The sequence below is a fragment of the Niveispirillum sp. CC-CTL257 genome (genome assembly GCF_059489915.1).
This window is the reverse complement of record NZ_JCAJXE010000001.1, coordinates 2206966-2226786: the sequence shown is the minus strand read 5'-3', so window position 1 is coordinate 2226786 and position 19821 is coordinate 2206966. Positions and strand designations below refer to the sequence as shown.

Annotated in this window: 20 protein-coding genes and 1 tRNA gene; 12 read left to right on the top strand and 9 right to left on the bottom strand. The window is 63.8% G+C overall.

From position 1 onward, the window contains the following. Positions 1–46: 46 nt before the first annotated feature. Positions 47–2731 carry a HAMP domain-containing protein gene (locus tag ABC729_RS10350; protein WP_495607519.1) on the bottom strand — a complete coding sequence of 895 codons (2685 nt, stop codon included), beginning with the start codon at positions 2729–2731 and terminating at the stop codon, positions 47–49. A 65-nt stretch (positions 2732–2796) separates the two neighbouring features. Then, positions 2797–3666: a CAF17-like 4Fe-4S cluster assembly/insertion protein YgfZ gene (gene ygfZ, locus ABC729_RS10345; RefSeq protein WP_495607518.1), complete on the bottom strand. Its 870-nt coding sequence runs from the start codon at positions 3664–3666 to the stop codon at positions 2797–2799. 155 nt (positions 3667–3821) lie between these two features. Between ygfZ and ABC729_RS10340 the strand changes: the two genes are divergently transcribed. Next, complete coding sequence (locus ABC729_RS10340) at positions 3822–5030, top strand: O-antigen ligase family protein (protein WP_495607517.1); 1209 nt, start codon at positions 3822–3824, stop codon at positions 5028–5030. On the opposite strand, the gene ABC729_RS10335 is transcribed toward ABC729_RS10340, so the two are convergent. Further along, positions 5014–6312: an SPOR domain-containing protein gene (locus tag ABC729_RS10335; protein WP_495607516.1), complete on the bottom strand. Its 1299-nt coding sequence runs from the start codon at positions 6310–6312 to the stop codon at positions 5014–5016. The genes ABC729_RS10340 and ABC729_RS10335 overlap by 17 nt on opposite strands. A gap of 47 nt (positions 6313–6359) precedes the next feature. Here ABC729_RS10335 and ABC729_RS10330 point away from each other — a divergent pair, with 47 nt between their 5' ends. After that, complete coding sequence (locus tag ABC729_RS10330) at positions 6360–6704, top strand: hypothetical protein (protein ID WP_495607515.1); 345 nt, start codon at positions 6360–6362, stop codon at positions 6702–6704. 116 nt (positions 6705–6820) lie between these two features. Here ABC729_RS10330 and ABC729_RS10325 read toward each other — a convergent pair. Together ABC729_RS10325 and ABC729_RS10320 are read right to left on the bottom strand one after the other, a co-directional pair. Beyond that, a tRNA-Thr gene (locus ABC729_RS10325) sits at positions 6821–6896 on the bottom strand. Further along, the gene (locus tag ABC729_RS10320) at positions 6887–7048 is read right to left on the bottom strand and encodes a hypothetical protein (RefSeq protein WP_495607514.1); all 162 of its coding nucleotides are present in this window, start codon (positions 7046–7048) and stop codon (positions 6887–6889) included. The genes ABC729_RS10325 and ABC729_RS10320 overlap by 10 nt, the downstream gene beginning before the upstream one ends. Before the next feature lie 23 nt (positions 7049–7071). Here ABC729_RS10320 and ABC729_RS10315 point away from each other — a divergent pair, with 23 nt between their 5' ends. From ABC729_RS10315 to murA, 3 genes are all read left to right on the top strand, one after another. After that, positions 7072–7245 (top strand): hypothetical protein, encoded by a 174-nt coding sequence (locus ABC729_RS10315; protein WP_188595103.1) that lies wholly within the window; start codon positions 7072–7074, stop codon positions 7243–7245. Between the two features lie 84 nt (positions 7246–7329). Further along, positions 7330–7884: a dCTP deaminase gene (dcd, locus tag ABC729_RS10310; RefSeq protein WP_495607513.1), complete on the top strand. Its 555-nt coding sequence runs from the start codon at positions 7330–7332 to the stop codon at positions 7882–7884. Between the two features lie 80 nt (positions 7885–7964). Then, the gene (gene murA / locus ABC729_RS10305) at positions 7965–9254 is read left to right on the top strand and encodes a UDP-N-acetylglucosamine 1-carboxyvinyltransferase (RefSeq protein ID WP_495607512.1); all 1290 of its coding nucleotides are present in this window, start codon (positions 7965–7967) and stop codon (positions 9252–9254) included. A gap of 21 nt (positions 9255–9275) precedes the next feature. On the opposite strand, the gene ABC729_RS10300 is transcribed toward murA, so the two are convergent. The 3 genes from ABC729_RS10300 to ABC729_RS10290 form a co-directional block, all read right to left on the bottom strand. Continuing rightward, entirely contained in the window at positions 9276–9947 is a 672-nt protein-coding gene (locus ABC729_RS10300; RefSeq protein ID WP_495607511.1) for a sulfotransferase domain-containing protein, read from the bottom strand. Positions 9948–10167: 220 nt separating this feature from the next. Beyond that, positions 10168–11178 carry a glycosyltransferase family 4 protein gene (locus tag ABC729_RS10295; RefSeq protein WP_495607510.1) on the bottom strand — a complete coding sequence of 337 codons (1011 nt, stop codon included), beginning with the start codon at positions 11176–11178 and terminating at the stop codon, positions 10168–10170. Further along, on the bottom strand, positions 11175–11960 hold the full coding sequence (locus ABC729_RS10290) for a UDP-2,3-diacylglucosamine diphosphatase (protein WP_495608668.1): 786 nt from the start codon (positions 11958–11960) through the stop codon (positions 11175–11177). Before ABC729_RS10290 ends, ABC729_RS10295 begins: the two co-directional genes overlap by 4 nt. 210 nt (positions 11961–12170) lie before the next feature. Here ABC729_RS10290 and ABC729_RS10285 point away from each other — a divergent pair, with 210 nt between their 5' ends. After that, entirely contained in the window at positions 12171–13088 is a 918-nt protein-coding gene (locus ABC729_RS10285; protein WP_495607509.1) for a diacylglycerol/lipid kinase family protein, read from the top strand. Here ABC729_RS10285 and ABC729_RS10280 read toward each other — a convergent pair. Then, positions 13085–13414 carry a hypothetical protein gene (locus tag ABC729_RS10280; protein WP_495607508.1) on the bottom strand — a complete coding sequence of 110 codons (330 nt, stop codon included), beginning with the start codon at positions 13412–13414 and terminating at the stop codon, positions 13085–13087. The two genes, ABC729_RS10285 and ABC729_RS10280, sit on opposite strands and share 4 nt — an antisense overlap. Positions 13415–13800: 386 nt before the next feature. Here ABC729_RS10280 and ABC729_RS10275 point away from each other — a divergent pair, with 386 nt between their 5' ends. The 6 genes from ABC729_RS10275 (at position 13801) to ABC729_RS10250 (ending at position 19817) form a co-directional block, all read left to right on the top strand. Further along, the gene (locus ABC729_RS10275; RefSeq protein WP_495607507.1) at positions 13801–14361 is read left to right on the top strand and encodes a F0F1 ATP synthase subunit delta; all 561 of its coding nucleotides are present in this window, start codon (positions 13801–13803) and stop codon (positions 14359–14361) included. After that, positions 14361–15890, top strand: a complete 1530-nt coding sequence (gene atpA, locus ABC729_RS10270; RefSeq protein ID WP_102110679.1) for a F0F1 ATP synthase subunit alpha — start codon at positions 14361–14363, stop codon at positions 15888–15890. The genes ABC729_RS10275 and atpA overlap by 1 nt, the downstream gene beginning before the upstream one ends. A gap of 42 nt (positions 15891–15932) precedes the next feature. Next, positions 15933–16814, top strand: coding sequence for a F0F1 ATP synthase subunit gamma (locus ABC729_RS10265; protein ID WP_102110680.1), 882 nt, complete (start codon positions 15933–15935; stop codon positions 16812–16814). 48 nt (positions 16815–16862) lie between these two features. Further along, positions 16863–18290, top strand: a complete 1428-nt coding sequence (atpD, locus tag ABC729_RS10260) for a F0F1 ATP synthase subunit beta (RefSeq protein WP_495607506.1) — start codon at positions 16863–16865, stop codon at positions 18288–18290. Between the two features lie 98 nt (positions 18291–18388). Beyond that, positions 18389–18817, top strand: a complete 429-nt coding sequence (gene atpC / locus ABC729_RS10255; protein WP_495607505.1) for an ATP synthase F1 subunit epsilon — start codon at positions 18389–18391, stop codon at positions 18815–18817. 181 nt (positions 18818–18998) lie between these two features. Further along, complete coding sequence (locus tag ABC729_RS10250; protein WP_495607504.1) at positions 18999–19817, top strand: acyl-ACP desaturase; 819 nt, start codon at positions 18999–19001, stop codon at positions 19815–19817. The last annotated feature ends 4 nt before the right edge of the window (positions 19818–19821 follow it).

Below are 19821 nucleotides of genomic sequence, written 5' to 3'. Positions count from 1 at the left end.
CGAAGGTGAATGTTGCGCAGGGCGCTGTGACCTTTGGTGGTTGGTATTACACCCCGCCGGCGGCACCGCGCAGCTGATCGGCGATCTGGGCCAGACGCGTCCCCAGGTCACGGGCGGCGACGGCGCTGGCATTCTCGTTCTGGCGTGAGGAGGATCGCAGCATGTCGATGGCGCGCGACAGGTCCACCGACAACCCGTCCAGGCGCAGCACGCGCTCGCGCAGGTTCTGCGTCAGTTCCGACACGATAGAGAGGTCGGTGCGCTCCCGGCCCCGCGTTTCTTCCAGAACGGCGCGCACGCTGTCGGTCGTGCTGTCCAGCCGGTCGCCCAGCCGGTCGATCCCGTCCAGGCGGGCCTTCAGCGCATTGGCGATGGCCAGAAGGTCGGCATTCTCCCGCTCGCGGCCCGCATTGTCGGATGCCGCCAGGGCGTGCAGCGCTTCGGTCGCGGCGGCAAGGCCACCAGCCATGCCCTCGATATTCTGGATACGCTGCTGCAGCTTATCGACCAGACCCAAGGCCTGATCCACGGCCACCTTCTCGCGATTGTCGGTGCTGGCCACCAGGGCATGCACGGCCTCGATCGCGGCGCGCAGGCCGCCGGTCAGGTCGATCAGGGCCTGCGGGGTGTTGTCGCGGTCGCGCTGGGCGTCCAGTTCGGCGGCGACTTCCTTCATGTCGGCCAGCAGCCGTTCTTGCTGTCCCACGGTGCGCGACAGGGTGGTGGTGGCAATATGCGCCTCCGACGACAGGGCCTTGGTTTCCTGCCGCAGGTCGGAAGTAAGATCGCGCAGGCGGGCGGTGGCATCATCCACGCCGCCCGTCAGGCTCTGCGCCAGACGGCCCGCTGTCTCCCCGATCTCCTTCACCCGGTCGCCGATCTGCGTGGCGCTGCCGCGCATGCGGGTCAGAAGGTCAGCGATGGCTTCATGCTGTCCCGGCTCCACGCGGCGGCGCTCAAACTCCTGCCGCAGCCCGTCGCTGGTCAGGCGCAGGGCGTCGACCGCATCGGCCATGCTGTCGGCCCGGTCGGAGACGTCGGCCATCAGGCTGGAGAATCGGAACTGGATGTCCTGGAACTGCTCTGCCAGCGGTTCCAGCTTGCCGCGCGTCATATCCTCGGCAATCTCCGCCGACTGCTGCAAACTGTTGCGGGCCAGGCTCATGCTGTCCAGTGCCGTTTCCAGCTTGTAGCTGATCTCCGACGAGCGGTCGTCCAGAAGGTCGGCGGCGCGCGACACCTGCATGCCGGCATCTTCCAACCGGGCGGCGGCCTTTTCCGTCGCCTCGTCAAAGCGGCTGGTGACACCGCCCAGCGTCGCGTAAAGCGCCTTCTCGCCCTCTTCCATGGCGTCCGCCGCGCGGGTGATGCGCGATCCGGTCTGATCGACCGTGCTGGCCAGCAGGTCGCCCGACGCGCGCAGCAGCTTTACCGCCGACAGCAGACCCTGCTGCGCCTCTTCCATGGAGTGCGACAGGGCCTTGGCGGCGTCGCGCGCCTCCACGGTGGCCAGACGGATGTCGCTGTCGCTTTCCGACAGGCTGCCCAGGGTTTCGATGACCTTAGTTTCGGTCTTGGCGGCGGTATCGGCCAGATGGTCGGCGTTGGCGCGCAGGGCGTCGATGATGTCATCCAGGCCGACATGGCCTTCGCCGCCGTCAAAGGCGCGGACCTGTGCCACGGCATGGCCCAGCATTTCGGTGGCCTGCCGGATTTCGCGGTTGCTTTCCGTCACGGTACGCACGGCGGCGGAACAAAGCTGGTTCACCTGGCCCAGCGTCTCATTCAACTGCTGCTTGGTGTCGCCCACGATGCGGCTGACATCATTGCCCAGCATGGCCAGCGACCCGCCAGCCCCGCGCAGGCGCGCCGTCAGCGCCTCGAACAGGTCGGCATAGTCGCCTTCGAATTTCAGGCGCAGGCGGCCATCTTCGGTGGCGACGGAGATATCGGGGATTTCGGCGGCCTGTTTGCGGAACCCGTCAATGGCGCGGGCCAGGTCCCCGAACTCATCCTCCCGCTCCGCCCCCCAGACGGGGGCGCGCCAGTCACCACGCGCTACGCCATTGACGGCCCCTGTCAGTTCGCGCAGGGGCCGCAGGACGCGGGCACCCATCAGTGACAGAAAGGCGAACAGGGTGCCCACCAGCACCAGAACGGCGGCCCCGCCCAGCCACAGGCCACGAGTCGCCACATCCTCCAGCCGGGCCAGTTCGACGGCATGCAAACCGCGTGACCGCTGATCGATGCGGTCGGCCAGGGCGGCATAGCGGGTCAGCAGGATGATGGGCGTGGTCTGGCCCAGGGCGGCGGGGCCGCTGTTGGCCGATTCCAGGGCACGGCGGGCACCATCCAGCAACCGTTTCAGATCGGCGGCCAGCTCCAGTTCCTGCGGCGTCAGGCGCTTGCCCTGCAAACCGCGCAGGGCCTGATCGGCGGCCTCCAGGCTGGTACGCATTTCGGCCCGCGCCTCGGCATTGCCGGTTTCCGCGAACTGCGCCAGCGCCGACAGGAAGCCGCCATGGCCCATACGGTCCTGAAAATCGATCAGCAGTCTGGTCTTGGCCAGCTGGTCGCCCGGCACTTCCATACTGCCGGACTGCACCTGAAACTGTGCCATCTGAAAGGTGGCGCCGGCCGCCAGCCCGCCGACAATCAGCGTCGCGCCAAGGGCAACGGCGGTGCTGAGATTGCGCAGCGACGACAGCCGCGATCCCGTGCCCCGCTCCATATTGCCTCCCCGCCGCTTCATATTGGGTCAATCGCGGCAGAGACTAACCAATTCTTGTGCCAACTTCATCCATTCGTTGGCATATCGCCTTCCGTTCGGGGCAGATTGATCCAGGAAGGCGGCATCGGGGACAATGTCGCCCCGCCACAGAGCAACGGCACAGCCCCCGACAGGGCGTCCAGCCGGATCAGCGCCAGGGCCAGATCATCCCGGCCCGACCGGATTTCACCGACATCCGCGCCATCGCGGGTGACGATGGTTCCCGCCTCGGGCAGGGCCCCGGTCACCTGCACTGGCAGCAGCCGCTTCTTCACCAGTCCGCGATATTTCGTGCGTGCCGTCAGTTCTTGGCCCACATAGCAGCCCTTGTTCCAGCCGACGCCCGCCAGCTCGTCAAAGCCATTGTCCAGAAGGATCGACTTTTCCGGTATCAGATCGCGGCTGCCATCGGGAATGCCCAGGGTCAGGCGTGCGCGGTCCCAATCGGCGAATTCGCCACTGGCCGGTGTATTGGCGGGCAGGATGAAACGGTGGCCAAGGCTGGCCTGACGCGGATCGACGATCTGCCACCCACCATCGACCCGTGTGACCGTGCCACGCTCTGCCTGTGTCCCATCCAGGCGCGCGAAGACGCCAAGCTGGCCTGTCAGGTCGGTCAGGTCCACCTTGGCCCGCAGTCGGAACATGCGCAGGCGGCGGATCAGATCGTCGCGGCGATCCGCTTCCACATCCAGCAGCAGCCGGTCCCCATCGGCCAGGATAATGAAATCATGCAGATATTTACCCTGCGCCGTCAGCAATGCCGACCAGACGGCCTTGCCTTCCAGATTGGTGACGTCGTTCGTCACCAACCCTTGCAGGAAGGTGATCCGGTCATCACCGCCGACGGCGATAAGGCTGCGGTTGGAAAGCGGGATCAGCGGCAGTTCGGCCATGATGGTGGTTCGTTCCGGGAACGGTTAACGGTCAGGCCCACCATATAGGCATGGGTGCGGCAATTCGTAGAGCGGATTGCGCTTCGCTTCTCCCCCAACCGGGTTTATGCAGGTGCCGAAGGGGCGCTGCGGATGACGGGCAGGGACGGCGCATCATGGCGATGGCACAGGACGGGCAGGACCCGGCCTTCACTTCCATATTCATCTTCTTCGGCACCCTGATTCTGGCGGTGCTGGCGCCATTGGTGCCGCTGGCCCTGGCGCCGGGGGTGACGGCGCTGGCCGTGCTGCTGACCGGCCTGTCGGTATGGCGCCGGCGATACCCAAGCCCGGATCGGTTTATCGGGCTGTCGCTGGGCCTGTTCCTGGCATGGTCGGGCATCAGCCTGTTCTGGAGCGTCGGCGGCAGCAAGGCGGTCGGCGCCTGGGCGGGGTTCCTTTACATATGGATACCGGCCTTTTGCCTGTTGTCACTGCTGCCCACGCTGACCGAAGAGATGGCGCGACGTGTGGCAGGGTGGCTGTTGCCGGCCATGGCGATGGGGGCTGTCCTGTTTGCGGTGGAATTGCCATTCAAGCAGCCGATCCAGCACCTGTTCGCCTCGGCGGACAAGGAGGCGCTGGATTTCGAACGCGACATCAACCGGGCGGCATTGCTGCTGGCCCTGATGGCGGGACCCGCCGCGCTGCTGATTTGGCGCATGGGATACCGTTGGGATGCGGTGGCCGCTATTGCCGTACCCTTGTTGCTGGTGACCGGCAGCACCAGCCAGTCGGCCTTGGCGGCGTTGCTGGGGCTGCTCGTCCTTCTGGGGCTGGCGCGCCTGTCCTGGCGTCTGGTGAGCTGCATGCTGGCGGTGGGGATCGTCGCGGGGCTGACCCTGTGCGGTCCCATCGCGGCCTGGATGAAACAGGCGGGTCTGGCCGATGCCGGCTGGATGCCCTACAGCTTCCGTCACCGCATCATGACCTGGGATTTCGTGGCTGGACGCTTAGGCGACCATCCCTGGCTGGGCTATGGCCTAGAAGGGTCACGCGCGGTGCCGGGGGGCGACGGTGTGTTTTTCATCCCTGGTGTCGGGGGCGTGCCTGTTCTGCCGGTCCATCCGCATAATCTGTTTCAGCAGGTGCGGCTTGAACTGGGCTGGATCGGGGCGGCCCTTTTCGGTCTGCTGCTGCTGGCCATCCTGCGCCGGCTGACCCGGCTGGACCCCGCCATCCGGCCCATGGCGCTGGCCCTGTTCGGCAGCGCTATTCTTACCCAATGTTTCGCCTATGGCGCGTGGCAGGCTTGGTTGATCTGCGGGATGCTGTTCGCCGGCATGCTGGTGGCGCTGGCGGGCCGAATCACGGCCCCTTCTTGACCAGACAGTCGGTGCCGGCGGCCTTCAGCTTCGCGCACAGGCCCGCTGCGGTCGTCTGATCGGCAAAGCCGGTCAGGAAGACGCGGGTATAGATGCCCTTCGCCCCCAGATCGGCCTGAACCATACTGGGCTGCCGCCCGCCCAACAAGGCTGCCTGCTTGGCGGCGATGCCTTTCCAATGCTTCTCCGCCTCGTCCCGCGAGGGCAGGGACCCGACCTGAACAACCCAGCCGCCAGCGGGCGGCGGCGGGCTTGCCATTGGCGCTGGAGCCGGGGCCGGGGCCGGCGGCGGTGCGACCGGCTTGGGTGCTGGCCGCGCGATGGGCACGGTGTTGGGCAGCGTCGGGGCCGTACCTGCCACGGTGCTGGCCGGTGGGGCGGCGGGTGTTGGTGCCGGTGCAGCTGCCACCGCTGCGGGTGGTGGCGGGGGCGGGGGCGATACGGGCTGTGCCGCCGGTGGTGGAGCTGCCGCCGGCTTGGCGGCGGGGGGCGCGCTGGTGGTCCGGGCCGGGGCAGGTGGCGGGGGTGGTGCCGTCGGCTTTGGTTCAGCCTTCGGGGCCTGTGTCGCGGGTTTGGGCGTCGCTGTGGCGACCTGCGGTGCAGGACCGGGGATGGGAGTCGGCGGGGCCAGGGGCTGGGTCATCCGCTCCGTCGCCGCCCGGATTTGTTCGGGCGTGGCTTGCGATTCGATCTCCTGCTCCAGCTTGATGGCGGCGACCAGTCGTTTGGCGGATGCGCGCTTGGCCCAGTGCAGGGCCTCCACGACATCACGCGGGGTGCCCAACCCGAAATAAGTCAGGGCGGCCAGATTATTCTGGGCATGCACGTCGCCCGCCTGTGCCGCCGGTCGCAGGAAGCTGAGCGCCTTGCCATAATCGGCCGGCATGTCCTGCCCGAACGCGTACAGCGCCCCCACCATGCTCTGCGCGCCGATATGGCCGCTGCGGGCAGATGATTCCAGCAGCGTGATACCGCGCCGCACATCCTTGGCGACGCCGCGCCCCTGGATCAGCATTTCGCCGGCCAGATACTGGCCCGAACTGTCGCCGGTTTCCGCCACGGCGTTGAACTCCTTGAAGGCCGTTGCGAAATCACCGGCGGAAAAGGCGATGCGCCCCGCCTGCAGGTCGGCCAGGGCCGGCAGGGTGCCGAACAATGTCAGCGTCAGAGCCAGGGCAGCGGGCGTGCGGCGGCGGGGAAGGTGCGGCATGCGGGCGACATCCGTCGAAAGGGGTGCCTCTTCTTCATAGCCGACACAGGCGCGCTTGACGATGCCCCTCAAACGGGCTTCAACCTGCGCCAACTGATCTTGAACCGGAGTTGCGCCTGATGGCCGCCAAGAAGAACCCGCTGAACCTGAACCCGTTGCAGTTGAAGACCCTGACCCTGTTCCAGGCCCTGGCGGAGTTCGAGGACATTACGCGCCCCGTCGGCGATGGAGCCGTGGAGGTTATGGAGCTGCCCTTCACCAGCCATGGCAACCATTTCCATCTGGGTCCCTGGCTGGTCTATGCCCAGGATGCCACGGGCCTGCGCAACATCGCGCCCTGGACGGCGTTGGAACGCAAGGGCCTGATCATCGGCAATTTCCCGATGTCGGTCACCCTGACGCGTGAGGGGCTGGAATATGAGACGGGGATGCGCCGTCAGATCCTGCAGGGGTCGGATCACTGATACGGCCAATCGGGTGGCGGCGACCACCGCCGCCCCGGCACCTGAGACCACAAAACACCCAAAACAAAACCCGCCGCGCCAATGAAGGCGGGCGGGTTTTTGTTTTAAGCGGGGGATGGTGCTGCCAACTGGAATCGAACCAGCGACCTCGTCCTTACCAAGGACGCGCTCTACCGACTGAGCTATGGCAGCGCCTTCATCCGCATCACCGCTGCGTCGTCGCCGCTGCGGTGGGCGGCTATGTGCCACTCCAACCCCCAGACCGCAAGCAAAAAAATCCCGGACCTGTCGATTTTTTCCGCATACTTGACGTGCAAGCGCGAAAAGGCCAGCAATCCAGCCATTTCCGCCCCAGGGATACAGGACCATGACAAGCACACCGCCCAAGAAGGATGAGCGCAAAGATCGCCTGGCCCAGGCGCTGCGCGATAATCTGCGCCGCCGCAAGGACCAGGACCGGGCGCGGGAAGCGCAGGAGGCCATGGAACGCGCCCTTGGCCCCGACCCAGCCGAAGGACAGATGCCCGACACCACGGCTTGAGTGGGCGATAGGGCTGGGCTACAAGGTCTTGCGCGCTGGCCCCGGTATGGGTGGCGCGGCACATTGGGGACGTGGGGGACCGACATGCCGATTATGCCCGACAGCTGGATACGGGAACAGGCGACCAAGCACGGCATGATTGAGCCGTTCGTGGAAGCGCAGAAACGTGAGGGCGTGATCTCCTACGGCCTCTCCTCCTATGGCTATGACGCGCGTGTCGCCCCGGAATTCAAGATTTTCACCAATATCGACAATGCCGTGGTCGATCCCAAGCGGTTCGATGCCACCAGCTTTGTCGATCGTGAAACCGATGTCTGCGTCATCCCGCCCAACAGCTTCGTTCTGGCCCGCACGGTGGAATATTTCCGCATCCCGCGCGATGTTCTGGTCGTCTGTCTGGGCAAGTCCACCTATGCCCGTTGCGGCCTGATCGTGAATGTCACGCCGCTGGAACCGGAATGGGAAGGGCATGTGACGCTGGAGATTTCCAACACCACGCCCTTGCCGGCCAAGGTGTATGCCAATGAAGGCCTGTGCCAGTTCCTGTTCTTCCAGGGTGCCAGCCCGTGCGAGGTCAGCTATGCCGACCGGGCCGGCAAATATATGAAGCAGCGCGGCGTGACACTGGCCCGCCTCTGACGGCCTGCCCCCGATCTGCCATCATCGCGGCCCATGGTGCTGGCCGCTCCACGATCTCTTTTTGACGAAACGAACATCCCATGGACAAGCTTCGCATCCGCGGCGGCAACCCGCTGAAGGGTCAGATCAGCATTTCCGGTGCCAAGAACGCCGCCTTGCCGCTACAGGCGGCCTGCCTTCTGACGGATGAGAAGCTGACGCTGACCAATCTGCCGCTGCTGGCCGATATCACCACCATGAACCGCCTGCTGGCCCAGCATGGGGTGGAGGTGCATATCAATGGCCGCGATGCGTTTGGCTCGTCGGGCCGGTCGGTGGAGCTGGATGCGGGCGATATTTTCAATCTGACGGCCCCCTATGATCTGGTGCGCAAGATGCGCGCCTCGGTCCTGGTGCTGGGGCCGCTGCTGGCCCGATTCGGTCAGGCCAAGGTATCGTTGCCCGGCGGCTGCGCCATCGGCACCCGCCCCGTCGATCTGCATATCAAGGGCCTGCAGGCCATGGGCGCGCAGATCGATATCGAAGGCGGCTATATCCTGGCCAGGGCCCCGGAAGGCGGGCTGGTCGGCGCGGAATTCGTCTTCCCGCAGGTGTCGGTGGGGGCCACCGAAAACCTGATGATGGCCGCCACCCTGGCTAAGGGTGAAACCATCCTGATGAATGCCGCGCGCGAGCCGGAGATCGGTGATCTGGCCCGTTGCCTGATCGCCATGGGCGCGGAGATTGAGGGGATCGGTTCCGACCGTCTGGTGATCAAGGGCAAGGACCGGCTGCACGGGGCGACCTATGCCGTGCTACCCGACCGCATCGAGGCCGGTACCTTCGCCATGGCCGCCGCCATCACGGGCGGGGAACTGGAACTTGTCGGTGCCCGCATGGCCGACCTGAAGTCGGTCGTGAAGACGCTGGCCGGGGCCAATGTGAAGGTGACAGAGACCGCCAACGGCCTTCTGGTTGCCTCCAACGGCGACCTGCTGGGCGTGGACGTGATGACGGAGCCCTTCCCCGGCTTTCCCACCGACCTGCAGGCCCAGATGATGGCCCTGATGTGCGTGGCCAAGGGGGCGTCGATGATCACGGAGACGATCTTCGAGAATCGCTTCATGCATGTGCCGGAACTGGCCCGCATGGGCGCCAACATCACGGTCCATGGATCGTCCGCCCTGGTGCGCGGCGTGCCGAAGCTGACGGGCGCGCCGGTGATGGCCACCGACCTGCGCGCGTCGGTGTCGCTGGTCCTGGCCGGTCTGGCTGCCCAAGGCGAAACCACCGTCAACCGCATCTATCACCTGGATCGCGGCTATGAGCGGGTGGAGGCCAAGCTGGCGGCCTGTGGGGCGGATATGGAGCGGGTGAAGGAAGAGGATTGAGGAGGCACCTCTGCCCGCTCATCAGTAGGACATCTTCTCCAAGATGTCCCCGAAAGCCGTCTCGATGACCGCGATGGACTGTCTGGATAAGTGCTTCCTATGATTGCCGGGTGTCACTTGTCGGATATGGCGATCCGGATCTTCATCTGTGGGGATGATATTGTGTCTGTCGGCAATGGCTTTGATTGTATCGGCGGAAACGTTTAGGTCCAGAAACCCGACCATCTCGGCAACCCAGCGTTTCTTTTCAAAGATGATATCTTCGTATTTGAAAAATCTGGAGTTGGGCAGCGTTTCCGACCATTGCATAAAGGTTCGCATATTTTCGAGTATGCCGAACTCCTTGCCCTGTTGAACAAACTCATCAATCGACAGGGCTAAAGACTCTGTCCGTCTGGACAGCAAGGAATCGCGGCTGGAACCCTGGCCGGGCAGGGCGTGACTTCGCGTGAGGGAGAAATAAAGCGAGACGATCACGTCGCGCGGATCGCGGACCAGAAAAATCTTTCTATGCCCTGCAATGGTGTCCAGGTTTCTTGTCCAGGGGACGCGCAAGACGCCATAGCAATATCCAATTCCGCTAATGACCGTTTCGATCGATTCCCTGAAGTCCCAATGATCATAGCCCGCGCTAAAAAATTCAGAATAAATATTAAGAAATGGAAAGTCAGACGCAGCGCAAAGATCGCTCATAATATTCTGTAGGAGCATGCTTCCGCATTTATGCGGGGAAATGGCGCAGATGCTATATGATTTATCCGTTGGCGGTACGTTTAATTGAAATATCGATCCATTGGTCCCTTCTAATATTTTAATCATATAGAGGGCCTTCTGCTGCTGGACGCGTGTCTTCGCTTGGAAAGCATAGTTCGCATCAGCGCTGGCGTCCAGGCAACGATACTATTCCTGCTCCCTACGCTACATCCCGGAACGGTCGCAGGTTGGCCAGGAATTGCTGTGCACAGGATTGCCAGGAGAAGGTCAGGGCATGGTCGCGACAGACCTGTGGGTCGATCTCGACGGCCTTCACGCAGGCCGCGCGTAAATCCTCACTCAACACGCCTGCCGGACTGTCACCGATCACGTCCAGCGGACCCGGTACGGGGAAGGCAGCAACCGGCAACCCTGATGCCAGCGCCTCCAGCAGGACCAGGCCGAACGTGTCGGTGCGCGACGGGAACACGAAGACGTCGGCGGCGGCGTAATGGCGGGCTAGGTCTTCGCCATGCTTGGCGCCGACAAACGTCACGCCTGGATATTTGGCCTTCAGTTCTGCCAGTTGCGGCCCATCGCCCACCACGACCTTGCTGCCGGGCAGGTCCAGCGACAGAAATGCCTCGATATTCTTCTCCACTGCCACCCGACCGACGGAGATGAAGACGGGGCGGGGCAGATGGGCGAACAGGTCCTTATCGTGCGGGCGGAACAAGTCGGTGTCTACGCCCCTCGACCAGCGGCGGATGTTGGTGAAGCCGCGCCGTTCCAGATCGGCCTCAATGCTGGCGGTCGCCACCATCACTGAATGGGCTGGCGCATGGAAACGGCGGATGAAGGCGTAGGACAGGGACAGGGGCACCGGCGCGCGGTCGCGCACATATTCCGGAAAGCGCGTGTGATAGGCCGTCGTGAAGGGCAGCTTGTGCTTCAAGCAGTACCGCCGTGCCGCGAATCCCAGCGGGCCTTCGGTGGCGATATGGATCGCGTCGGGCTGCGCCTCCTCAATCATCCGCCGCACCCGCCGACCCGGTGCCAGGGCCAGACGGATTTCCGGGTAAGTGGGCATGGGAATGGTGCGGAACCGGTCGGGGGCGATCACCTCCACCTTATGGCCCAGCCGCTCCAGTTCGGCCCGCGTCGTCGTCAGGGTGCGCACGACGCCGTTGACCTGCGGATGCCAGGCATCCGTGACGATCAGCAGCTTCACGCCGCTGCCTTCACCGCCTGCCGGGCGGCGACAATATCCGCCCAGCGCAGGATCTCCAGCCGTCCATCGGGATGTTCCACCAGTGCGGTGCATGATTCGACCCAATCCCCATCATTCACGTAAAGCACGCCATCCATGTCCCGCATCTCGGCATGGTGGATATGGCCGCAGATGACCCCGTCCACCTGCCGCCGGCGTGCTTCGTCGGTCAGGGCGGTCTCGTAATCGCCGATGAATTCAACGGCCTTCTTGGTCTTGTGCTTCAGGTAGGCGGACAGCGACCAATAGGGAAAGCCCAGCCTGCGGCGTCCCTTGTTCAACAGGGTGTTGAGCCAGAGCAGGAACGTGTAGGCCGTGTCACCCACGAAGGCCAACCACTTGGCATAGCGGACAACGGCGTCGAACTGGTCACCATGGATGACCAGATAGCGCTTGCCGTCGGCGGCAGTGTGGATCGTGTCCTCCAAGATGGTCACGCCCCCGAATTGCAGGCCGATATAGTCGCGAAACGCCTCGTCATGATTGCCGGGGATCATAAAGACCTGGGCACCCTTACGGGCGCGGCGCAGGATCTTCTGCACCACATCATTATGCGCTTGCGGCCAGTACCAGCTTTTCTTCAGCCGCCAGCCATCGACGATATCGCCGACCAGATACAGCACATCGGATTCGGTATGTTTCAGGAAATCCAACAGCATGTCGGCTTGGCATCCCCGTGTCCCCAGATGGATGTCCGACAGCCAGATGGCGCGATAGCGCAGCACGTTCCCGTCGCCCAGCATATGTTCCCCCACCGCCGGTCAACCCCAACCACCAATCGTCCGCCATGATTTAAAGACTAGCCATAGCGGATCGTGTCGTTCTATACCGCTTCATCTGGTGTATTGTCAGTCGGTCAATCGGTCATTTCTGCTGCCTCCGCGAAAACTTCTCGCGATTGTCACCAATATTACATTGCCACTTCATCGTTCCTTCATGGAGATGTACTGGAAATGTCACATGGGCTGGATCGCCGGGTCGCGATCATCTTTAACCCTGTGGCCGGACGGCGGCGACCGGGGCTGGTGGAGCAGGTGATGGCCGCTGCGACCGATGCCGGGGCAGTGATGTCGCTGCACACGACCGACGCCGCGGGCCACGCCACATCCATCGCCCGCGATCTGGCCCGGTCGGGGCTGGCCGATGTGATCGTCGCCGCCGGTGGGGACGGCACCATTAATGAGGTGGTGAACGGCATGGCCGCGTCTGGCCTGCTCGACCTGCCGCCGCTGGGTGTGGTGCCGCTGGGCACCGCCAATGTCCTGGCCCATGAACTGGGCCTGACAGGATCGGCGATGCGAATCGGGCGACAGCTGGCCCTGGGGCCGGTCCGGACGGTGCATGCCGGGATGGCCAATGGTCGGCTGTTCACCATGATGGCCGGGGTGGGGATGGATGCCCGTGTGGTGGCGGGAATCGACCCAGCCTTGAAGCGCCGGATCGGCAAAGGTGCCTATGCGCTGGGCGGCCTGCGGGAGATTCTGGCGGGGCCGGCGCTTGATTATGACGTGGCGTTGACGGCACCCGATGGCGGGATCAGCCGGCACAGGGCCGTCAGCTGTATCCTATGCAAGGGTCATTTCTATGCCGGAACCTTCGTGCTGGCCCCTGACGTGCGGTTGGAGCAGCCTGTGCTGCACGCGGTGCTGTTCACAAAGCCGGGGCGGCTGGCGGCCCTGACCTATGCCGGTGCCATGACCTTCGGCCTGCTGCCCGGACGGTCGGATGTCCTGATCCTGCCAGCGATCAATGCCCGGATTGACGGGCCGGTGGCGGAGCCGGTGCAGGGAGATGGCGACATCATTGCCCGTCTGCCGGTTGACATCTCTATATGGGGTGGGTGTCTGCGCGTGGTGGGTGGAGGTGATTAATCCGCCTTGCGGGCGGCCGGGTGCAGCCGTTCTGTCGGCTCCACATGCGCCAGGCAGTCGATGATCTCCGCCCCCTGCCGGAACCGGAACCAGCCTTTGCCATCATAGAAGGAAAGGCTGTAGGTGCCGTAACTGTCGCGTTCCAGGCGCAGGCTGGGTTCCTTCAGGCCCGGCAGCCAGACAAGGATCCAGTCCCGTTCCCGGTTGCTGGACCGTTCCATCTTCTGCCACAGGCCCCGGCGGCGGCGGTCGGCCAGGATGGATCCCCAGGCGACCATGTCCATGGGGGTGAAACGCTGACGGGCGAAGGGCAGAATGACGCACATGGCATGGCCTCGGGCTTTGGTGGCACGGGCATCTCCGCACCTGGGTTCAGCCTGTGCCCGCCCCCTTAATGCGGCCTTAATCCTTGACGGTCCAAAAGCATAGGGCATGCGAAAGGTCAGGTTCGTGGCCCGTCGCGAAAAACCCATTTCGCAACTGCACAGCGTAATGATGCGACCAAGGTCGTAAACCGGCGCGCTTCCTGGCCAAATCCAAGGGAAGCGGTGCAAAACCGCATACCCCCAATCCACAGGCGCGCTGTTGCGTAGGGGCTATGGCTGTGTTACATGCTCGCTCGCTCGACACCGGTGGGTCCTCCTCCGGGATGGCCGATCATTGCTAACGCCCTGAAATTATTCAGGTCCACGGACTTTAACCGAGGTTACCAGTGGCAACCGAAGGGACTGGCGTCTCCGAACTCGCCTCGCGCTATGCGAGCGCTCTGTTCGATCTCGCGGATGGGCAGCAGGCCCTGGACCAGACGGCCCAGGATCTGACGTCCGTCAAGGCTCTGCTCGCTGAAAGCGCGGACCTCCGCCGCTTGATCGGCAGCCCGCTGCTCGCCCGCAACGACCAGGAACGCGCTATGGAAGCCGTCCTGAGCGCGGCTGGCATCGGGGAACTCGTGCGCAAATTCGTGGGGCTGGTGGCGCGTAATCGTCGCCTCTTCGCGTTGCCGGGCATGATCGATGGATATCTGGCCGAACTGGCCCGCCGTCGTGGCGAAAGCACGGCGCGCGTCACCGTTGCTCGTCCGCTGACGGATGCGCAGTGGACCGCCCTGGCCGCCGCCCTGAACAAGGGTGAAGGCTCCAGCGTCAAGTTGGATGTATGGGTCGATCCCTCGCTGATCGGCGGCATGATCGTCAAAATCGGTTCCCGCATGGTGGATAGCTCCGTGCGTACCAAGCTCAATAAGCTGAAACTCGCCATGAAAGGGGTTGGATAATGGAAATCCGCGCCGCTGAGATTTCCGCGATCCTGAAGCAGCAGATCGCGAACTTCGGCACCGAAGCCGATGTCGCCGAAGTGGGCCAGGTGCTGTCCATCGGTGACGGCGTGGCCCGTATCCATGGCCTGGACAAGGTCCAGGCCGGCGAGATGGTTGAATTCCCCGGCGGGGTCAAGGGCATGGCCCTGAACCTCGAAACCGACAATGTCGGCGTGGTGATTTTCGGTTCCGACCGTGCCATCAAGGAAGGCGACGTCGTCAAGCGTACCGGCGCCATCGTTGAGGTGCCGGTGGGCCGTGGCCTGCTGGGCCGCGTTGTTGATGGTCTGGGCAACCCGATCGACGGCAAGGGCCCGCTGACCGACGTGACCCGTCAGCGCGTGGAAGTGAAGGCCCCCGGCATCATTCCGCGTAAGTCGGTGCATGAGCCGATGCAGACCGGCCTGAAGGCGATTGACGCCCTGGTGCCGGTCGGCCGTGGCCAGCGCGAGCTGATCATCGGTGACCGTCAGACCGGCAAGACCGCCATCGCTCTGGATACCTTCATCAACCAGAAGGGCATCAACAAGGGCGACGACGAGTCTAAGAAGCTGTATTGCATCTATGTCGCCGTGGGCCAGAAGCGCTCCACCGTGGCGCAGATCGTGAAGACCCTGGAAGAGAACGGCGCGCTGGAATATTCCATCGTCGTCGCCGCCACCGCTTCCGAGCCGGCACCGCTGCAGTTCCTGGCCCCCTATACGGGTGCGGCCATGGGCGAGTTCTTCCGCGACAATGGCATGCATGCCCTGATCGTTTATGACGATCTGTCCAAGCAGGCCGTTGCTTACCGTCAGATGTCGCTGCTGCTGCGCCGTCCGCCGGGCCGCGAAGCCTATCCCGGCGACGTGTTCTATCTGCACAGCCGCCTGCTGGAACGCGCCGCCAAGCTGAACGATGCCAATGGCAATGGTTCGCTGACGGCCCTGCCGGTCATTGAGACCCAGGCTGGCGACGTGTCCGCCTACATCCCGACGAACGTGATTTCGATCACCGACGGCCAGATCTTCCTGGAAACGGGCCTGTTCTATCGCGGCATCCGTCCCGCTATCAACGTTGGTCTGTCGGTGTCCCGCGTGGGCTCCGCCGCACAGATCAAGGCGATGAAGCAGGTTGCCGGCACCATCAAGCTGGAACTGGCCCAGTATCGTGAAATGGCTGCCTTCGCGCAGTTCGCTTCCGATCTGGATGCCACGACCCAGCGTCTGCTGAGCCGCGGTGCGCGCCTGACGGAGCTGTTGAAGCAGCCCCAGTTCAAGCCGATGCCCGTGGAAGAGCAGGTCGTGTCGATCTTCGCCGGTGTGAAGGGCTATCTGGACAAGATCCCGACCAACGACGTGAACCGGTTCGAGGCTCGCTTCCTGGACGAAATCCGGGCCAAGGGTGCCGACATCCTGGCCGCGATCCGCAATGAGAAGGCGATTTCCAAGGAAACTGAAGAGAAGCTGAAGGCTTTCCTCGAAGGTTTCGTCAAGGTTTTCGCCTGATCCAAGTCCCGTAAGGGGCCTCATTGAGAGCATAGGGCTGTCATGCCGAGCTTGAAGGACATCCGAAACCGGATCGCCAGCGTCAAGTCGACGCAGAAGATCACGTCGGCCATGAAGATGGTCGCGGCCAGCAAGCTGCGCCGCGCCCAGGAGCAGGCTGAGGCCGGCCGGCCCTATGCTGAACGCATGGGCCGGATGCTGGCCTCATTGGCGGCCAACGTGGCCGGCGGTCCCGGTGGCCCCCGCCTGATGACCGGGACGGGCAGCGATCAGACCCACCTGCTGGTGGTTATGACGGCTGACCGTGGTCTGGCTGGCGGTTTCACCAGCTCCGTGGTGCGCGACACCAAGCGCGCCATCCTGCGCTTGCAGGCCGAGGGCAAGACCGTGAAGCTGCTGACCGTGGGCCGCAAGGGCCGCGATCTGCTGCGTCGCGAGTTCCCCTCGCTGATCGTCGCGACGTTCGAGGAAGTGGGCAAGAAGAAGCTCTCCTTCGCCGACGCTGACATGGTGACCGCGAAGATCCTGGAGCTGTTCGACGCCGGTCAGTTCGACGTCGCCACGATCGTCTACAACAAGTTCAAGTCGGCGATGACCCAGATCGTCACCTTCCAGCAGGTGGTGCCGTTCGCGGCTCCCGAAGCGGGTGACGCCCCGGTCGAAGCCGGCGCCGTTTACGAGTTCGAGCCGAGCGAAGAGGCCATCCTGGCCGATCTGCTGCCGCGCAATCTGGCCATCCAGGTCTATTCCGCCTTGCTGGAGAGCGCCGCGTCGTTCTTTGGTTCGCAGATGACCGCGATGGACAATGCCACGCGCAACGCCGGCGAGATGATCAAGAAGTACACGCTGGTCTACAACCGCACCCGCCAGGCTTCGATCACGAAGGAACTGATCGAAATCATCTCTGGCGCGGAAGCGTTGTAAACCCACCCGCATTCACGACGAAGTCAAGGTTCCGAGGGAGCTTACCCCATGGCTAACAACAGCAACGCGGTCGGCCGCATCACACAGGTTCTTGGTGCCGTCGTGGACGTGCAGTTCAACGGCGAACTGCCGCCAATCCTGAACGCGCTGACCACCCAGAACGAGGGCAAGGCCCTGGTTCTGGAAGTCGCGCAGCATCTGGGCGAGAACACCGTCCGCACCATCGCCATGGACACGACCGACGGTCTGGTCCGTGGTGCCGAGGTGGTGGATACCGGCAACTCGATCCTGATGCCCGTCGGTCCGGCCACCCTTGGCCGCATCCTGAACGTCATCGGCGAGCCGATCGACGAGCGCGGCCCGGTCGGCAACGACAAGGTCCTGCCGATCCACCGTGACGCTCCGGAATTCGTTGAGCAGGCGACCGACGCCGCCCTGCTGATCACCGGCATCAAGGTCATCGACCTGCTGGCCCCGTACCTGAAGGGCGGTAAGATCGGCCTGTTCGGTGGTGCGGGCGTGGGCAAGACCGTGACCATTCAGGAACTGATCAACAACGTCGCCAAGGCGCACGGTGGTATGTCGGTGTTCGCCGGCGTGGGTGAGCGTACCCGCGAAGGTAACGACCTGTACCACGAAATGATCGACGCCGGCGTTATCAAGACCGACGGCCCGGGCTCCAAGGTGGCCCTGGTCTATGGTCAGATGAACGAGCCGCCGGGTGCCCGCGCCCGCGTCGCCCTGTCCGGTCTGACCATCGCCGAATATTTCCGCGATGAAGAAGGCCAGGACGTGCTGTTCTTCGTGGACAACATCTTCCGCTTCACCCAGGCGGGTGCCGAAATGTCGGCACTGCTGGGCCGTATCCCGTCGGCCGTGGGTTATCAGCCCACCCTGTCCACCGACATGGGCGGCCTGCAGGAGCGCATCACCTCGACGAAGAAGGGTTCGATCACTTCGGTGCAGGCCATTTACGTGCCCGCCGACGATCTGACCGACCCGGCCCCGGCCACCTCCTTCGCCCACCTCGACGCCACGACCGTGCTGTCGCGCTCCATCGCTGAAATGGCCATCTTCCCGGCCGTGGATCCGCTGGACTCGACGTCGCGCGCCCTGGACCCCCGCATTGTCGGTGAGGAACACTACAACACCGCCCGCAAGGTTCAGCAGGTGTTGCAGCAGTACAAGGCCCTGCAGGACATCATCGCCATCCTGGGCATGGATGAACTGTCGGAAGAGGACAAGCTGGTCGTGGCCCGTGCCCGTAAGATCCAGCGCTTCCTGTCGCAGCCGTTCCATGTGGCCGAAGTGTTCACCGGCACGCCGGGCGTTCTGGTTGCTCTGGAAGACACCATCAAGGGCTTCAAGGGCATCGTGAACGGCGACTACGACCACTTGCCGGAAGCTGCCTTCTACATGGTCGGCACCATTGAGCAGGCCGTGGAAAAGGCCCGCAAGATGGCCGAGGCCGCCTAAGGTTCGCTCTGACCCCTTGCCCCCGGTTCGCCGGCGGCAAGGGGCAGCTGCACAGGAGGGGGCAACCCTCCTTGACGCGTTTTACTAGGGTTCAAGCCATGGCCGACAAGGTTGAATTCGAGCTGGTGTCGCCGGAAAAGCTGCTGGTGTCGCAGCCGGTGCATATGGTGGTGGTGCCGGGGGCCGAGGGCTTCCTGGGTGTCCTGCTGGGCCATGCCCCGATGATCGTCACGGTGAAGCCGGGCATCATCGACATCTATGCCAATGACATGGCGACGATCACCCAGCGCATCTTCGTCGCAGGTGGTTTCTGCGAGATCACGGCTGCCCGCGTCACCATCCTGGCTGAAGAGGCGTCCGATCTGGACGCCGTCCGTGGCCTGGATCGCGCGGCCCTGGAAAAGCAGTTGGCCGACCTGACGGAAGATCTGGCTGACGCCAAGTCCGACGGTGAGCGCCACACGCTGGAAGGCAAGGTCGCCATCGTGCAGGCCAAGCTGGACGCGCAGGCCGGTACCTTGCACTAAGCAGCTTGATCGGCACCGGGAACAGCGTCACATATGTGTCACGTTTCCGGGGCGATGAGAGCGGTTATCACGGGGGCGCCTTGCGCCCCCGTTGCTTTTTCGACCCATCCGGCCCATCTGTCAGCAACCGCGCGCCCCAACTGGCTGCGCGATCTTCAGCAGCGAAGTGGAAGTTATCGTCATGGCGAATGCGCATTGGACCGTCGAGGGCCTGCCCTGGGACAAGCTGGACCAAGCCAAGGCGTCACCCGACATGCTGAAGCTGGCCAAGGCGGCTGCCCTGGTGGAGTATAACGGCCACATCTATGCCGATTACCTGTGCAACGTCTTCCGCGAGGACCCCGTCTTCTGCGACGTGGTCCGGCAATGGGCCATCGAGGAAGTGCAGCATGGCGAAGCCCTGGGCACCTGGGCGTCGCGCGTCGATCCCTCCTGGGATTTCCAGGCAGCGGTGAAGCGTTTTCGCGACGGGTACCAGATCGACATTGATGCCATGGAGAGCAAGCGCGGCAGCCGCGCTGGCGAACTGGTCGCCCGCTGCATCGTGGAGACGGGCACGTCCAGCTATTACACAGCCCTGGCCGAGGCGACGGAAGAGCCGGTCTTCAAGCAGATCTGCAAGCATATCGCCGCCGACGAGCTGCGCCATTACAAGCTGTTCTACGATCATCTGAAGCGCTATCTGGAATCAGAGAAGCTGAACCGGGTGCAGCGCCTGCTGGTCTGCCTTTCGCGCATCAATGAGACGGAGGACGATGAGCTGTCCTACGCCTTCTATGCCGCGAATTACTGGACCCGCCCCTATGAGCGGGTCGAGAACAATGCCGAATATACCAGCCTCGCCTATTCCTTCTACCGCCCGCACCATGTCGACCGTATGGTGGGCATGGTGTTCAAGGCATCCGGCCTGAAGCCGCATACCTGGCTGCACAGCTGGGCGGCCAAGTTCGCGTATAAGCGCATGCATCAGAAGGCCGAAACGGCACGTCTGGCGGCGTGAATAA

Coding starts and splice junctions, on each gene's coding strand:
- ABC729_RS10350 (WP_495607519.1), bottom strand. CDS start 2,731: ATGGAGCGGGGCACGGGATCGCGGCTGTCGTCGCTGCGCAATCTCAGC.
- ygfZ (WP_495607518.1), bottom strand. CDS start 3,666: ATGGCCGAACTGCCGCTGATCCCGCTTTCCAACCGCAGCCTTATCGCC.
- ABC729_RS10340 (WP_495607517.1), top strand. CDS start 3,822: ATGGCGATGGCACAGGACGGGCAGGACCCGGCCTTCACTTCCATATTC.
- ABC729_RS10330 (WP_495607515.1), top strand. CDS start 6,360: ATGGCCGCCAAGAAGAACCCGCTGAACCTGAACCCGTTGCAGTTGAAG.
- ABC729_RS10320 (WP_495607514.1), bottom strand. CDS start 7,048: ATGGCTGGATTGCTGGCCTTTTCGCGCTTGCACGTCAAGTATGCGGAA.
- ABC729_RS10315 (WP_188595103.1), top strand. CDS start 7,072: ATGACAAGCACACCGCCCAAGAAGGATGAGCGCAAAGATCGCCTGGCC.
- dcd (WP_495607513.1), top strand. CDS start 7,330: ATGCCGATTATGCCCGACAGCTGGATACGGGAACAGGCGACCAAGCAC.
- murA (WP_495607512.1), top strand. CDS start 7,965: ATGGACAAGCTTCGCATCCGCGGCGGCAACCCGCTGAAGGGTCAGATC.
- ABC729_RS10300 (WP_495607511.1), bottom strand. CDS start 9,947: ATGAGCGATCTTTGCGCTGCGTCTGACTTTCCATTTCTTAATATTTAT.
- ABC729_RS10290 (WP_495608668.1), bottom strand. CDS start 11,960: ATGCTGGGCGACGGGAACGTGCTGCGCTATCGCGCCATCTGGCTGTCG.
- ABC729_RS10285 (WP_495607509.1), top strand. CDS start 12,171: ATGTCACATGGGCTGGATCGCCGGGTCGCGATCATCTTTAACCCTGTG.
- ABC729_RS10280 (WP_495607508.1), bottom strand. CDS start 13,414: ATGTGCGTCATTCTGCCCTTCGCCCGTCAGCGTTTCACCCCCATGGAC.
- atpA (WP_102110679.1), top strand. CDS start 14,361: ATGGAAATCCGCGCCGCTGAGATTTCCGCGATCCTGAAGCAGCAGATC.
- ABC729_RS10265 (WP_102110680.1), top strand. CDS start 15,933: ATGCCGAGCTTGAAGGACATCCGAAACCGGATCGCCAGCGTCAAGTCG.
- atpD (WP_495607506.1), top strand. CDS start 16,863: ATGGCTAACAACAGCAACGCGGTCGGCCGCATCACACAGGTTCTTGGT.
- atpC (WP_495607505.1), top strand. CDS start 18,389: ATGGCCGACAAGGTTGAATTCGAGCTGGTGTCGCCGGAAAAGCTGCTG.
- ABC729_RS10250 (WP_495607504.1), top strand. CDS start 18,999: ATGGCGAATGCGCATTGGACCGTCGAGGGCCTGCCCTGGGACAAGCTG.